Consider the following 15330-nt stretch of genomic DNA (forward strand, 5'->3'; position numbering starts at 1 on the left):
CGGATTAATATATAACAAGGAGTTTATGCTATGAACTCCTTGTTATTTTATATATAAAGGCTGTCTGAATTCGTCTTTATTTATTGTGCCGGATTTTGTGTATACAATCTGGTTGTATAAAGATGCGGCATGAATGTCGTCGGTTAAAAGATTTTTGTAATCGGCAGCTTTTGTGATTATCGGAACAGGACATGTCTTTTTGATTTGACTTAGATATTCACGGCCTTTTTTGTCAAAACCAAGAATTCTTATATATGGAAGAGACTCATATTGCGATATATTTTCTTTTTTTATATCAAGAATAATATGCATAAGGCACCGGCTCAGCCTCGAATAAGTAAAGCCGCGTGTTTTTATTTTTTCAATAAATCCATTAAATGAGTCGCAGCCTGTAAATGATGAATATATACGGCATGCAAGGTCTTTATTAATGTCATGGTATGCACATAATGTTTCAATGCATGCATTTTTATTATATTTGGCAATATAAAAAATGTTTGAAATTTTGTAATTCAGCATAGAAGAAAAATCATCAGCATATATAAGTGCATTGTTCTGGCTTTCGGATGCTAATATATTGTACATCGCTTCGGGCATGACATTTTGAAGCTCTTTTATATTTTTGCAGCGGCTGTCATTGTTTTTGTGTATGCCGCTGTCATGCAAAATTTTTCTTATTGCAGATGCACTGGCTATATTTTCATGAATTTCGTTGTCGTGGTAACCGCTTATTTTTCTTGTGAGTGCGACAGGAGTGACAGCACTTTCTGATTTTATTATTTCTTTTATATATTCGATTGCTAAAATATTATTTGGTGATGAAATTAATCTGCTTATATCATCTGATTTAAAAAATTCTGATAACGCTTTAGCTCTGGCAGTTGGAAATGAATCTCCGCATGTGAGGGCTTTTTTTAGATGCTTTTTGTATTCATCGGGCTCGTTGACAAGTGTTATTGCTATTTTTTTCAGCATTTGGATATCAGCATTTTCACATCCGAAAGAAATGAAAGATGCATTTAATGCGTTAAGTGTCGCTACGGCACCTGCTGCGAAAATTTCCGCACTTGAAACAGCATAAAATAAAGGCAGTTCAACTACAAGATTTACGCCGGAATCAACGGCAGCACGGCATCGTTTGTATTTGTCAGTTATGGCAGGAATTCCACGCTGCACAAAATTACCGCTCATAACAGCGATTGCAATATCTGCATTTGTAATTTCGAGCGATTTTTGAAGGTGATATAAGTGCCCATTATGGAATGGGTTATATTCGGTTACAAGACCGGCTGCTTTTATATTCTGCATTTTTAACTCCGTTTTACGCACAATAAAGTGTTTTATATATAAATATTTTAACATACTTAACTTTGTGCGGCAAATAAAACAATATAATAACTTGTACTTGCCAAAAATTTGGTATATAATTTAGAAAAAGTATTGTAAGTGATACTTATTGATATTTACATAATACAAGGAGGAGTCAGTAATCATGGCATTTATTGACACAATTAAAGAAAAAGCTAAGGCAGACAAGAAGACTATTGTATTGCCAGAATCTATGGATAAGAGAACATATGAGGCTGCTGAGAAGATTTTAAAGGAAGGTATCGCTAATCTTATTATTATCGGTACACCTGAAGAAATCGCTGAGAACGGCAAGGGTTATGATATTTCAGGTGCAACAGTTGTTGATCCTTTTAACGACCCTAACAAGCAGAAGTATATTGATAAGTTTGTAGAATTAAGAGCTAAGAAGGGTGTTACACCTGAGCAGGCTAAAGAGATGATGGAGAAGGATTACATGTACTATGCATGTCTTATGTGCAAGTGCGGTGATGCTGATGGTGCTGTTTCTGGTGCATGCCATTCAACAGGTAACACAATCAGACCAGCTTTACAGCTTCTTAAATGTAAGCCGGGCGTAAGCAGCACATCAGGCTTCTTCCTTATGGAAGTTCCTGATTGTGAACTTGGTGAGAATGGTCTTTTCGTATTTGCAGACTGTGCTGTTAATATTGACCCTGATTCAGAACATCTTGCTGAGATTGCAGCTTTATCAGCTCAGTCATTCGAGATGTTTGTTGGAAAGCCTGCTAAGGTTGCTATGCTTTCATTCTCATCATATGGCAGTGCAAAGCATGAGAGAGTAGATCTTGTTTCAGAGGCTACAAAGATTGCTAAAGAGAAATATCCAGAACTCGCTGTTGACGGAGAACTTCAGTTAGATGCTGCATTAGTTCCAGAAGTAGCTGCATTAAAGGCTCCAGGTTCACCAGTTGCCGGCAAAGCTAATACATTAGTATTCCCTTCACTTGAAGCAGGAAATATTGGATACAAGCTTGTTCAGAGACTTGCAAAGGCTGAGGCTTATGGTCCTGTTCTTCAGGGTCTTTCAATGCCTGTTAATGACCTTTCAAGAGGATGTTTCGCTGATGATATCGTTGGTACAGTAGCTTTAACAGCAGTACAGGCTCAGATGTCAAAGTAATTTACAAAGACATTATTTAAAAAGCAATTAGTAAAAGTATTATTTAAGGAGAATTTTTTAAATATGAACATTTTAGTATTAAACTGTGGAAGCTCATCACTTAAATACCAGTTGATTAACATGGATGATGAGAGCGTAATTGCAAAAGGTCTTGTAGAAAGAATCGGTATTGAAGGTTCTATTCTTACACATAAGCCAACAGGCAAAGACAAATATGTTGTTGAGACACCTATGAAGGATCACAACATTGCTGTAAAACTTGTACTTGACGCTCTTATGGATGCAGAACATGGCGTTATTAAGTCAACAGACGAAATCGCTGCTGTAGGTCACAGAGTTCTTCATGCAGGCGAGAAATATATCGAGTCATGTATCGTTACAGAAGATGTTAAGAAAGTTGTAAGAGAGTGTTTCGATTTGGGACCTCTTCACAATCCGGCTAACTTAATTGGTATTGAGGCTGTTGAGGCTGCTATGCCAGGTAAGCCAAATGTGGCTGTATGGGATACAGCATTCGGTGGAACAATGGAGCCAAAAGCATATCTTTATGCTATTCCTCGTGAATATTATGAGAAATATGGCGTAAGAAGATATGGTTTCCACGGAACAAGCCACAGCTTTGTATCTAAAGAAACTATCAAGTTTGCTAATCTTAATCCAGAGACAGCAAAAGTTATTGTTTGCCACCTCGGTAACGGTGCTTCAATTTCAGCATCAATCGGCGGCAAGTGTGTAGATACATCTATGGGTCTTACTCCGCTTGAAGGACTTATCATGGGTACACGTTCAGGTGATCTTGACCCTGCAATTATTGAATATCTTTGCAACCATGAGAATTTAACTGTAAGCGAGATGCTTAATATTCTTAATAAAAAGTCTGGTGTTCTTGGCATGTCAGGCGGTATTTCATCTGACTTCAGAGACCTTAATGCTGCAGCTAACGAAGGAAATGAGATTGCTAAGGTTACACTTGAGGCATATGCTTACAGAGTTGCTAAGTACATCGGTTCTTACACAGCAGCAATGAATGGTGTAGATGCAATCACATTTACAGCAGGTGTAGGTGAGAACGCAGCATGGTTAAGACCAATGGTTTGCAAGTATCTTGGATTCCTCGGAGTTAAGCTTGATGAAGCCGCTTCTGAGAAGGCTTGTGGCGTTGAAGGCATTATTTCAACAGCTGATTCAAAGGTTAAACTTTGTGTAATTCCTACTAATGAGGAACTTGCTATTGCAAGAGAGACATTAGCATTAGTTAAATAATTTTGTCTGACAAATTTTTTATAAATTTTGTTTAATAAATTAAATATTTTGTTGACAAATATTGTAGCGGTGCGTATAATAGACAAAGTGTGGTAAACGTAATTGCGTTATGCTTTGACTTTTACGCACCGTATATAGTGTGAATTGGAGACAATTATGCTAATTGATTTAAGAAAGCTTCTATCCGGTACAGAGGATGAACTTACAGTCAGTGCTTGTCTTGATATGGACAAGTTCGATGACGGTTTGAACAGTTATGAGATTGTAAGTAAAGAGCCGTTTGAATTAAAGATTGTGAAGGTCGGCAAGTCCAAGCTTCATATTATCTGCAGTGGTTCGGTTGATATGAATATTCCCTGCGACAGATGCCTTAAACCTGTATTGACAAGCGTCAGTTTTGATATTGATGATACTGTTGAGATGGAAGAGAATGCATCTGAGGATGAAGAGCCAGAAGAAAAAGACTATATTGATGGATACAGCCTCGACGTTGACAGACTTGTTTTCGGCGAATTATTGTTATCCATGCCAGGGAAAGTCTTATGTAAAGATGACTGCAAGGGATTATGTCCTGTTTGCGGAACAGATTTGAATGTCACTGAATGTGATTGTGAAAAGGAATCCCTGGATCCCAGAATGTCTGTTTTCAAAGATATTTTAAACAATTTTAAGGAGGTGTAACCTATGTCAATTTGTCCTAAGAATAAATCTTCAAAGGCTAGAAGAGATAAGAGAAGAGCTAACTGGAAAATGAGTGCTCCTAATCTTGTAAAGTGCAGCAAGTGTGGTGCTTTAATGATGCCTCACAGAGTTTGCAAGTCTTGTGGATCATACAACAAGAAAGAAATTATCACTGTTGATTAATTTTTTTCTTACGTTTATAAATGCCGGGTTGTGTCTGTATGGATATGACCCGGTTTTTTTGTTATAAAAGGCAGGAAGATGTGTCTGTTTATGATATACTTTTATTTAAAAAAATATTGCTTATATATATAAAAAGTGATATACTATTTTCATTGAAATGATTATGGATTATATAAAAGAAAATATGCAAACAAATTATAAAGGTGTGACAGAAACGGAAGGTGTTTTATGATAAAAAAGGAATTGATTGAAAATTTCAGAAAACAGGCTGATTTTATTGCTTTGAACAAATTAAAAAATGGTGATAAAAAGAAGCAGACAAAGATTCTTAATAAAGAAATAAAAAAATATTGCGAATTGCTAATTAAAGAGGAAACTGGGAAATATCTGGATTGCAGTGAACAGGATAATTCAGTGTTATTGAATCAAATACTTTTGATTACATATGCATCATATGTTGTTATGCTGGAAGCAAGACATAAGTTATGGAATTATGAATATATGTCATTCACACGACGTATAGGGGAATTATGGGAAGTGTTTTGTAAAATACCGTTTTATTATCCGTTAAAAGAATTGGAAATAATCGCAGCACCAAAGTATAAAAAAGTGCAGGAAAATTTTGAAAATAAGTCATTTGAGTACATAGATTCGCTTGCAATAGATGAAACGCAGAAAAGAATATTAAAATATTATTATTCAATACCATGGAGAATGCTTGATAGCGGAAATATAAAGCTTGAACTTGATTTGCATTTCAGGCAGAATGGACAGGATTATAATTGTGATTTTAAAAGTGGATTTGGCTCAAATGAAAAAGGAAATGTAAACAGGATATTACTGGTCGGCAGTTTTTATAAAAATATAAATGACAGACAGAGGGCAGTTCTTTTTGTGAGACAGGAAGAAAAGAAAAACAATCATTATCTACAGACATTAAAACAATCACCGTTCTGGGAGTGTTATTGTTCGGATGAATGCTATAAAAAGATAGAGTATTTTACAGGGTTTGATATAAAAAAATGGATTGATGATAATATTGATTGGGAAAATGATATAAGTAATAATTTCAGGGATTATTTAAAAGAGAACGGACTTATAGAGTATCTTAAATGGTAGATGACGCTAAAGAAAGGTTATATATGAAAGACTTATATTGTTCATATTATACGGAATCAGATGAAATTACATCATATATGATTTCAAAATTAAATATTAAAGATAATGATATTATACTTGAACCTTCGGCTGGTGAGGGGATTTTTATTGATGGTATAATAAATCAACAGAAGAATATTCAGATTGATGCTCTTGATATTAATGAGAAAGCTGTAAATATTTTAAAAAAGAAATATTCGGATATGCCGAATGTAAAAGTAAGGCTTACAGATACATTGTTGGACAGACAGCTTGATATGTATGCTGACAGGCAGTTGTGGCTTAAAATTACCGATACGTTGGAAGATAAAGAACTTGATTATATATCGGATAATGGTGGCTATTATGATAAAATAATAGGAAATCCTCCGTATGGAGCATGGCAGGATTATGATAAACGTAAAATTTTGAAAAAAAAATATAAGGGTCAGTATGTAAAAGAGACATATACACTGTTTTTGTACAGATGTATTTCTTTACTTAAAAAGGGAGGAAAATTGTCTTTTATAATACCTGATACATTTCTTTTTTTGAATATGCACAAGAGTCTCAGGGAGTTTTTGCTTAAATCGACTAAAATAGAAGAAATTCTTATATTTCCTTCAAATTTTTTTCCGGGAGTGAATTTTGGATATTCCAATTTATCTATTATTACTCTTGAAAAAGACGATTGTGAGAGTGTAAAAGATAATGATGTAAAGATTTTTACGGGATTTAAGACTGTGCGTGAGTTGGGTAGGATTGATGAAAACAGTGAAAATTTGCAGTGTTTTTGTTATAAACAGAGTGATATATTAAAAAATGAAAATTATAAGTTTATTATAACGGATAATTCCAAAATCGCGATTATAAATGATTCAAAAGTCAGAATCGGAGATGTTGCCGATGTTGTGACAGGTTTTTATTCGGGAAATAATAAAGAGTTTATATGTGCCAAAAGTAAAGAAATTAAAGGTGCCCAAAATTACAGAATGGTTGACTGTGATAAAATATATGATTGCTATGATTTAAAAGGAATAAAAAATGTGGCAGAAGGATATGTGGCATATGTTAAGGGGTCTTCCGATACAAGATATATCAGGAAAGAAGATGAATGGTATGTACGCTGGGATAAAGAGACTGTCGATTTTTATATAAAAGATAAAAAGGCAAGATTTCAAAATTCAAAGTTTTATTTTAAAACAGGCATAGCAATTCCAATGGTCAAGTCTAAACAGATAAAAGCAACTTTGATGAGAAACAGAGTGTTTGACCAATCAATTGTCGGTATATTTCCAAAGGAAAAAGATAAAATTTATTATATGCTGGCGTTGATGAATTCTAATGTAATCAATAAACTGCTTCATATTATTAATCCCACAGCTAATAATTCGGCTAATTATATAAAACAGCTGCCATATAGAGAGCCTGGCTATGAGACATTGATGAAAATAAATTCGAATGTCGTAAAAATATTAGATATGAATCCGGAAACGGATATTGATAAAATTGAGGTAGTTAATGAAGAAAACAATAAAATATTTGATTTGTTATATCAAGATATATTGTAAAATATATTACATATGTGCAAGTGCGTCAGCTTGATTTTAAAACAAATTTATAGTATATTAAAAGACGATTGATATTTTTATATTTTAAGAATGGAGATAAATAATGTCAGATATATGCAGAGTAGCACTTGATGCGATGGGTGGAGATAATGCACCCGGTGAAGTCGTAAAGGGTGCAGTTGAAGCAACTAAAAAAGAGAATGATATTCACGTGGTTCTTGTCGGTAAAGAAGCAGCAATACAGGCAGAACTGGATAAATATGATTATAGCAAAGAACTGATTGAAGTTGTTGATGCGGCTGATGTCATAGAGACAGGTGAACCGCCTGTTATGGCTGTAAGACGCAAGAAAGAATCTTCACTTGTAAAAGCAATGTATCTTGTAAAAGAAGGAAAGGCAGATGCATTTGTCTCAGCAGGAAGTTCTGGTGCAATACTTGTAGGTGGTCAGACAATTGTAGGCAGAATCAAGGGCGTTGAACGTCCTCCGATGGCACCGCTTATTCCTACAGCAACAGGAGTGTCACTTCTTGTTGACAGTGGCGGTAATGTCGACGCAAGACCTAGCTTCCTTGTTCAGTGGGCTAAGATGGGTTCTATTTATATGGAGAACATCCTGGGAATAAAGAATCCGAGAGTTGCTATTGTAAATATCGGTCTTGAAGAAGAAAAGGGCAATGCACTTGTAAAGGAAACCTATCCTTTATTAAAGGAATGTAAAGATATTAATTTTATAGGAAGTATAGAAGCAAGAAATATTCCTAAGGGAGATGCAGATGTTATTGTATGTGATGCATTTGTTGGAAATGTAATATTAAAGCTTTACGAGGGAACAGCTTCTACACTGATAAAGAAGATTAAAGGTGCAATGATGTCAAGCTTTAAGACTAAGATAGGTGCACTTTTAATAAAGAAATCGCTTAAAGAGGAGTTAAAGACTCTTGATGCGACAGAGTACGGCGGAGCACCACTGATAGGTCTTAACGGCCTTGTGGTTAAGGTTCATGGCAATGCCACATCAAAAGAGATTGGCAATGCACTTATACAGTGTGTTAAATTTAAGAAACAAAAAATTAATGAAAAGATTACAGCTTCACTTAATGTTGAAGAGTAATATAGGAGGTTTATCATGGAATTTGAGAAGATTCAGAAAATTATTGCAGATGTATTAAACATCGAACCTGAGAAGATTACAATGGAGTCAGCATTTGTTGATGACCTTAATGCAGATTCACTTGATGTATTGCAGATAGTAATGGGAATTGAAGATGAGTTTGACATTAAGATTCCTGATGAAGCAACAGAGAAGATTGTTACTGTTGCAGATGCAGTAAACGAGATTAAGTCAGCAGTTAAATAATGTGAACGGGCTGTCTTATATGACAGCCCGATTTTTTTAGCCACAAAGGCAGAATGGAGATTAATGTGAAAAACAACTCTGATTTAAAAGAATTCCAGAACAGAATTGGTTATCATTTTAATGATGAAAAGTATTTGAAAACAGCACTTACACACAGTTCATTTGCTAATGAAGTCAAGATGAGAAAAGTAAACGATAACGAGAGACTTGAATTTCTTGGAGATGCGGTTCTTGAGCTTACCTCAAGCGATTACATATATAAAAACCATTCCGAGATGAATGAAGGCTCTATGACAAGACTCAGAGCAAGTATAGTATGTGAGCCTACACTTGCACTCTGTGCGAGGGCATTCGGATTAGATGAGTTTATAATGCTTGGAAAAGGTGAGGAACTTACCGGAGGACGCAAGCGTGATTCAATAGTTTCAGATGCATGTGAGGCTGTAATTGGTGCGATTTATCTTGACGGTGGTTTTGCTAGTGCAAAAGAATTTATCACGAAGTTCATATTAAATGATCTTGATAATAAAAAACTCTTTTATGATAGCAAAACTATCTTACAGGAGGTAGTTCAGGCTAACGGAATTGAAGTAAAGTATGAAATGATAGGCGAAAAAGGACCTGAACACGATAAAATATTTGAAGTGTGTGCAAGTGCAGGAGATTTATTTAATGTAAAAGCAGAGGGACACACAAAAAAGGCCGCACAGCAGAAAGCGGCATATAATGCACTTATTCTGCTTAAAGAGCAGGGTGTTGATATTAACCCGAAGGGAAAAAGATAGATGTATTTAAAAAGTATAGAAGTCCAGGGCTTTAAGTCATTTGCCAACAAAATAGTTTTTGACTTCCACAATGGTATTACAGGCATTGTTGGACCGAATGGTTCAGGAAAGAGTAATGTTGCTGATGCTGTAAGATGGGTTCTCGGTGAACAGAGTGCGAAGCAGCTTCGAGGTGCAAAGATGGAAGATGTCATATTTGCCGGAACAGAAGCGAGAAAGCCTGTAGGATATGCTTATGTTTCAATAACACTAGATAATTCAGATCATGCACTTGCTGTCGATTATGATGAAGTAACAGTTACACGTAAAGTATTCCGTTCTGGTGAGAGCGAATACCAGATGAACGGACATGCGTGCCGTCTGAAAGATATTACAGAGCTTTTCTATGATACAGGTATCGGTAAAGAAGGATATTCTATTATCGGTCAGGGTCAGATTGATAAAATATTAAGTGGTAAGCCTGAGGAGAGAAGAGAACTCTTTGATGAGGCTGCAGGAATTGTAAAGTTTAAGAGAAGAAAAGCTGCAGCGATAAAAAAACTCGAACACGAACGGGATAATCTTGTCCGTGTGAACGACATTTTGTCAGAACTTGAAAAGCAGGTAGGTCCATTAGAGAAGCAGTCAGAAAAAGCGAGGGAATACCTCAGGTTAAAAGAAGATTTAAAGACAAGAGATGTAAATGCATTTCTTCTGGAAAGCGATAAAATCCGCGAAGATTTGACAGCGGTCAATGAAAAGATAAGTATTGCTGAAAATGAACTTTTGCAGGCAAATGCTGAGTATGAGAGCACAAGAGCAGAATATGATTCAATTGAATCAAAGCTTTCAGAAGTTAATGGCAGGATAGAATCAGTAAATACAGAACTTTCAGATACAGAAGTTGAAAAACAGCGTCTGGAAGGTCAGATAAATGTATTTGCTGAACAGATAAAAACGATTGAAGCCGGAAACAGACATTTTTCAGAGCGAATTGCTGATATAGACAAAGATATAGAGCAAAAAAACAAGTCGCTTGAAGATGTAATAAATCAGAAAGATGCTTTGAAAGACAGTTTGGCTGAGTTTGAAGAAAAACAGGCTGAAAATGACAGAAAGCATGAAGAAATAACTGCACAGATAGAAGATATTTCATCTAAGATTGATGCAAACCAGAATAAAATCTATGATATTTTAAATGAAAAATCTAATATAAATGCCGATAACCAGCGTTTCAAGACAATGCTCGAACAGCTTAATATTAAAAAAGCAGAGTTAAGCAGCAGGATAATCCAGGGCAAAAGTCAGGAAAATGCACAGGATTCAGTGATTTCTTCTTTGGAGAATAAGCTTAAAGAAACAGAAAATACTATTGCTGAATATACATTATCAATAGAACATAAAAATGCTGCTGTTGCTGATAACAAGCAGAAAATCGCTGATTTAAACAGTGCGGCAGACAAACTTTCACAGCAGTATCACCGTGAAAAATCAAGACTTGAGTCGTTAATCGCAATCACAGAAAAATACGACGGTTACGGTAACAGCATAAGAAAGATTATGGAACTGAAATCTGAAAATGAGGGAATAATCGGTGTTATTGCGGATATAATCAAAGTCGAAAAGAAATATGAGACTGCGATTGAGACGGCTCTTGGCGGAACAATCCAGAATATTGTAACTGATAATGAAAATACAGCAAAAAACCTTATTGCATATCTTAAAGAAAATAAATTTGGACGGGCAACATTTCTTCCTTTATCGTCGATATCGGGAAGAAATACAATAGAAAAAGAGCCGTGCATGAATGAAAAAGGTGTTATAGGTGTTGCGAGCAGCCTTGTAAGAATTTCGTTTGAGTATGAAAATCTGGCAAAGTACCTTCTTGGAAGAATTCTTGTTGTTGATAATATTGATAATGCACTTGCTATTGCAAGAAAATATAAACATTCTTTAAGAATCGTTACGCTTGAAGGCGAACAGTTAAATCCGGGTGGTTCAATGACTGGTGGTGCATTTAAGAATGCGGGAAATCTTCTCGGACGACGCCGTGAGATTGAAGAGTTAAAAGTTAATACTACAAATGTCAATAAGCAGTTTAATGATACAAAAAATGAGATAGCTGAGTTAAGAAAGCTTGTTGCATCAATAAGAGAAGAACTTGATGTGCTTAATAAGCAGATGCGAGAAGCACAGCTTAATAAAAATACAGTCCAGTTAAATCTAAAACAGGCACTTTCAAAGAAATCAGAGATTATTGATTCATACAAAGATTCGCAGATTCAGGTTGCTGAGATAGGAAAAGAGATAGAATCTGTATTACAGCAGCAAAGTCTTGTGAGTGGTAATCTTGAGAACTTAAACAGTTCTACAGAAAGTTCACAGAAAGAGATTGATGAGCTTACATCACTTCTGGAGAGCAAAAAACAGGAAGAGGCAAAACATCTTACTGATTCAGAGCATGTTAAGATAGAATATTCTTCGCTTTTGCAAAAAGAAAGCTTTATAGATGAAAATAAGTCACGTCTTGAGAGTGAAATAAGCCGTCTTAATCAGGAAAAAGAAGAAATAAAGCAGAAACAGGAACTTACAGCTGGAGATGTCAAGTCAAAGCAGGCAGAGATAGAAGATGTTAATATTTTAATTAAAAATGCAGCAAAAAAGATTTCAGAATGCAGTCTTGAAATTACCAAGCTTAAAACACAGCGTGACGCAATGAATTCAAGCCATAAAGTGTTCTTTGAAAAACGTGAAAAGCTTAACGAACATATAACTGATCTTGACAAGGAAGTTTACCGTCTTAATTCTGGTAAAGAAAAACTTGAGGAGAGCAGTGATTCAATTACAGATTATATGTGGAGTGAGTACGAGCTTACTTATAGTTATGCATTGGAACTTAAAAATCCTGAATTTGACAATCTTTCATCATTAAAGAAAGAAATACATTCTCTTAAAACTGCCATTAAAAATCTGGGTGATGTAAATGTTAATGCGATTGAGGAATACAAAGAAGTAAATGAGCGGTATATTTTCTTAAAGGGCCAGCATGATGACCTCATTGAAGCGGAAAGTTCGCTTACACAGGTGATTGAAGAGCTTGACAATGGCATGCGTGTCCAGTTCGCACAGAAGTTTGAGGAAATTAAAAAAGAATTCGATAAAGTATTTAAAGAACTTTTCGGAGGCGGACGTGGAACGATTGAACTTGTTGAAGGTGATGATATTCTTGAAGCAGGAATTGTTATTATTTCACAGCCGCCCGGAAAGAAACTGCAGAATATGATGCAGCTTTCAGGTGGAGAAAAAGCACTCACGGCTATAGCACTTTTATTTGCAATTCAGAATCTTAAACCGTCGCCATTCTGCCTTCTTGATGAGATTGAAGCCGCACTTGATGATTCAAATGTAGGAAGATTTGCTAATTATCTTCATAAGCTTACAAAGCATACGCAGTTTATTGTAATTACACACAGACGTGGTACAATGTCGGCAGCGGACAGGCTTTATGGTATAACGATGCAGGAAAAGGGTGTATCTACACTTGTATCAGTAGATTTAATTGCAAATGATTTGGACAAAGATAATAAAAAGGAGTAGTATGGGATTATTCAGTAAATTAAAAGAAGGATTAACAAAGACAAGAAACAATATTGTCTCAGGTATTGATTCGGTGTTTTCGGGATTTTCAAAGATTGATGATGATTTTTATGACGAACTTGAAGAGACACTTATAATGGGTGATATCGGCGTTCGTGCAACAGAAGAGATTATCGAAGATTTAAAGGAAAAAGTTAAAGAAAATAAAATAAAACAGCCTGAGGAATGTAAGCATCTTCTCATTGAAACAATCAAAGAAAAGATGAATCTTGGCGAAAATGCCTATGATTTTGAAAATAAGCAGTCTATAGTAATGCTTATTGGCGTAAATGGTGTCGGAAAAACTACTTCTGTAGGCAAACTTGCCGGTCTGTTAAAGGCACAGAATAAAAAAGTTATTATGGCTGCCGCAGATACATTCAGGGCTGCTGCAATTGAACAGCTTACGGAGTGGTCAAAACGAACAGGAACTGATATAATAGCACAGAGTGAAGGTTCAGATCCGGCTGCCGTGATTTTTGATGCCGTAGCTGCTGCAAAAGCCCGTAATGCAGATGTATTGTTATGCGATACGGCAGGAAGACTTCACAATAAGAAAAACCTTATGGAAGAGCTTAAAAAGATTGACAGGGTTATTGAGCGTTCATATCCGGAAGCGTACCGTGAAAATCTTATCGTGCTTGATGCAACTACAGGTCAGAATGCACTTTCACAGTTAAAGGAATTTAGCGAAGTAACTAATATTACCGGTATAATCCTCACTAAGATGGATGGTACTGCAAAGGGCGGTATCGCTGTAGCAATTCAGGCAGAGATGGGAATACCTGTCAAATATATCGGTGTTGGAGAGCAGGTTGAGGACTTACAGAAATTTGATTCAGATGTGTTTGTAAATGCACTTTTTGATGTAAAAGAAAATAATGATGAGCAGTAAAGCTTAAAAGGAGAAACCATGGAAGAATTATCACTTAAAAAATTTGAAGAAGCCGCTGAAAAAGTTAAAGAGGTCACACTTGCAACAAATCTTGTATACAGCGAATATTTCAGCAACCAGTCAGGAAATAAGGTATATTTAAAGCCGGAAAACATGCAGTATACAGGTGCATATAAAGTAAGAGGTGCATATTACAAAATCAGCACAATGTCAGAAGACGCAAGAAAAAAAGGACTTATTACAGCTTCTGCCGGTAATCATGCACAGGGTGTTGCATATGCAGCATCAAAGTATGGTGTTCCTGCAACAGTAGTAATGCCTACAACAACTCCTCTTATCAAAGTAAATCGTACTAAAGGTTATGGTGCAAAGGTTGTTTTATACGGAAATGTATATGATGAAGCATGTGAATATGCAATGAAACTTGCAAAAGAGCAGGGGCTTACATTTGTTCATCCTTTTGATGACTTAGATGTTGCGACAGGTCAGGGTTCAATCGCAATGGAGATTATAAAAGAGCTTCCTACAGTTGATTATATTCTTGTTCCAATCGGTGGCGGCGGACTTGCAACAGGTGTTTCAACACTTGCAAAGCTTCTTAATCCGAATATCAAGGTAATCGGTGTAGAGCCTGCGGGAGCCAACTGTCTTCAGGAATCATTAAAAGAAGGTAAAGTTATTACACTTCCTACAGTAAATACAATCGCTGACGGTACTGCCGTAAAGACACCGGGAAGCAAGCTTTTCCCATACCTTCAGAAGAATCTTGACAGCATAATTACTGTTCCGGATGAAGATTTAATCGTTGCTTTTCTTGATATGGTAGAAAATCACAAGATGATAGTAGAAAATTCAGGTCTTCTTACAGTAGCGGCATTAAAGCAGATGAATGTAAAGGATAAGAAGATTGTATCTATTCTTTCAGGCGGCAATATGGATGTTATCACAATGTCATCCGTAGTACAGCAGGGTCTTGTCCAGAGAAGCAGAATCTTCACTGTATCTGTTCTTCTTCCTGATAAGCCGGGTGAACTTGTACGTGTCGCTTCAATTATCGCGGAGGCAAGCGGAAATGTAATCAAACTTGAGCACAACCAGTTTGTAAGCATTAACAGAAAGGCAACTGTTGAACTTAGAATAACAATAGAAGCATTTGGTCACGAACACAAGGAAGAAATTGTTAAAAAACTTGATGAAGCAGGACTCCGTCCACGTATAGTTAAGGTTAATATTTAAGATAATACATAAAGTCCGTAATAAAAAATCTTATACGGCAGAAAGACACATCATGACATAATAAAATTGTTGTGATGTGTCTTTTGGTGTAATAATCACATTTATAAATGTTT

At 35.8% G+C, this 15330-nt stretch carries 13 protein-coding genes; 12 read left to right on the plus strand and 1 reads right to left on the minus strand.

Features of this window, described 5'->3' with window-relative positions:
* Positions 1-42 precede the first annotated feature (42 nt).
* Entirely contained in the window at positions 43-1308 is a 1266-nt protein-coding gene (locus H8S01_RS08265) for a nucleotidyltransferase (RefSeq protein ID WP_186836878.1), read from the minus strand.
* A 184-nt stretch (positions 1309-1492) separates the two neighbouring features.
* Here H8S01_RS08265 and pta point away from each other — a divergent pair, with 184 nt between their 5' ends.
* The 12 genes from pta to ilvA all read left to right on the plus strand — a co-directional run bounded on the left by pta (position 1493) and on the right by ilvA (position 15217).
* On the plus strand, positions 1493-2491 hold the full coding sequence (gene pta / locus H8S01_RS08270; protein WP_021866773.1) for a phosphate acetyltransferase: 999 nt from the start codon (positions 1493-1495) through the stop codon (positions 2489-2491).
* 63 nt (positions 2492-2554) lie between these two features.
* Positions 2555-3754 (plus strand): acetate kinase, encoded by a 1200-nt coding sequence (locus H8S01_RS08275; protein ID WP_021866772.1) that lies wholly within the window; start codon positions 2555-2557, stop codon positions 3752-3754.
* Positions 3755-3910: 156 nt separating this feature from the next.
* On the plus strand, positions 3911-4435 hold the full coding sequence (locus H8S01_RS08280) for a YceD family protein (RefSeq protein WP_186836879.1): 525 nt from the start codon (positions 3911-3913) through the stop codon (positions 4433-4435).
* A 3-nt stretch (positions 4436-4438) separates the two neighbouring features.
* The gene (rpmF, locus tag H8S01_RS08285) at positions 4439-4618 is read left to right on the plus strand and encodes a 50S ribosomal protein L32 (RefSeq protein ID WP_021866770.1); all 180 of its coding nucleotides are present in this window, start codon (positions 4439-4441) and stop codon (positions 4616-4618) included.
* A gap of 228 nt (positions 4619-4846) precedes the next feature.
* Positions 4847-5737, plus strand: coding sequence for a hypothetical protein (locus H8S01_RS08290; RefSeq protein ID WP_186836880.1), 891 nt, complete (start codon positions 4847-4849; stop codon positions 5735-5737).
* 23 nt (positions 5738-5760) lie between these two features.
* Positions 5761-7326: an Eco57I restriction-modification methylase domain-containing protein gene (locus H8S01_RS08295; RefSeq protein WP_186836881.1), complete on the plus strand. Its 1566-nt coding sequence runs from the start codon at positions 5761-5763 to the stop codon at positions 7324-7326.
* A 103-nt stretch (positions 7327-7429) separates the two neighbouring features.
* The gene (plsX, locus tag H8S01_RS08300; RefSeq protein ID WP_021866769.1) at positions 7430-8440 is read left to right on the plus strand and encodes a phosphate acyltransferase PlsX; all 1011 of its coding nucleotides are present in this window, start codon (positions 7430-7432) and stop codon (positions 8438-8440) included.
* Positions 8441-8455: 15 nt separating this feature from the next.
* Entirely contained in the window at positions 8456-8686 is a 231-nt protein-coding gene (acpP, locus tag H8S01_RS08305) for an acyl carrier protein (RefSeq protein ID WP_021866768.1), read from the plus strand.
* A gap of 65 nt (positions 8687-8751) precedes the next feature.
* Positions 8752-9471 carry a ribonuclease III gene (gene rnc, locus H8S01_RS08310; protein ID WP_021866767.1) on the plus strand — a complete coding sequence of 240 codons (720 nt, stop codon included), beginning with the start codon at positions 8752-8754 and terminating at the stop codon, positions 9469-9471.
* Positions 9472-13047, plus strand: a complete 3576-nt coding sequence (gene smc, locus H8S01_RS08315; RefSeq protein ID WP_186836883.1) for a chromosome segregation protein SMC — start codon at positions 9472-9474, stop codon at positions 13045-13047. It begins immediately after the preceding gene.
* 1 nt (position 13048) lies between these two features.
* Complete coding sequence (ftsY, locus tag H8S01_RS08320) at positions 13049-13981, plus strand: signal recognition particle-docking protein FtsY (protein WP_186836884.1); 933 nt, start codon at positions 13049-13051, stop codon at positions 13979-13981.
* A gap of 18 nt (positions 13982-13999) precedes the next feature.
* Complete coding sequence (gene ilvA / locus H8S01_RS08325; RefSeq protein ID WP_021866764.1) at positions 14000-15217, plus strand: threonine ammonia-lyase; 1218 nt, start codon at positions 14000-14002, stop codon at positions 15215-15217.
* Positions 15218-15330: the final 113 nt, after the last annotated feature.

The sequence above is a fragment of the Lachnospira hominis (ex Liu et al. 2021) genome (assembly GCF_014287955.1).
In the GTDB taxonomy this organism is placed as follows: Bacteria; Bacillota; Clostridia; order Lachnospirales; family Lachnospiraceae; genus Lachnospira; species Lachnospira hominis.

Excerpts from the sequence above, each read along its gene's own strand:
- H8S01_RS08275 (WP_021866772.1), top strand. The coding sequence starts at position 2,555 with ATGAACATTTTAGTATTAAACTGTGGAAGCTCATCACTTAAATACCAG.
- H8S01_RS08290 (WP_186836880.1), top strand. The coding sequence starts at position 4,847 with ATGATAAAAAAGGAATTGATTGAAAATTTCAGAAAACAGGCTGATTTT.
- pta (WP_021866773.1), top strand. The coding sequence starts at position 1,493 with ATGGCATTTATTGACACAATTAAAGAAAAAGCTAAGGCAGACAAGAAG.
- H8S01_RS08265 (WP_186836878.1), bottom strand. The coding sequence starts at position 1,308 with ATGCAGAATATAAAAGCAGCCGGTCTTGTAACCGAATATAACCCATTC.
- H8S01_RS08280 (WP_186836879.1), top strand. The coding sequence starts at position 3,911 with ATGCTAATTGATTTAAGAAAGCTTCTATCCGGTACAGAGGATGAACTT.
- rpmF (WP_021866770.1), top strand. The coding sequence starts at position 4,439 with ATGTCAATTTGTCCTAAGAATAAATCTTCAAAGGCTAGAAGAGATAAG.
- acpP (WP_021866768.1), top strand. The coding sequence starts at position 8,456 with ATGGAATTTGAGAAGATTCAGAAAATTATTGCAGATGTATTAAACATC.
- plsX (WP_021866769.1), top strand. The coding sequence starts at position 7,430 with ATGTCAGATATATGCAGAGTAGCACTTGATGCGATGGGTGGAGATAAT.
- ftsY (WP_186836884.1), top strand. The coding sequence starts at position 13,049 with ATGGGATTATTCAGTAAATTAAAAGAAGGATTAACAAAGACAAGAAAC.
- H8S01_RS08295 (WP_186836881.1), top strand. The coding sequence starts at position 5,761 with ATGAAAGACTTATATTGTTCATATTATACGGAATCAGATGAAATTACA.
- smc (WP_186836883.1), top strand. The coding sequence starts at position 9,472 with ATGTATTTAAAAAGTATAGAAGTCCAGGGCTTTAAGTCATTTGCCAAC.
- ilvA (WP_021866764.1), top strand. The coding sequence starts at position 14,000 with ATGGAAGAATTATCACTTAAAAAATTTGAAGAAGCCGCTGAAAAAGTT.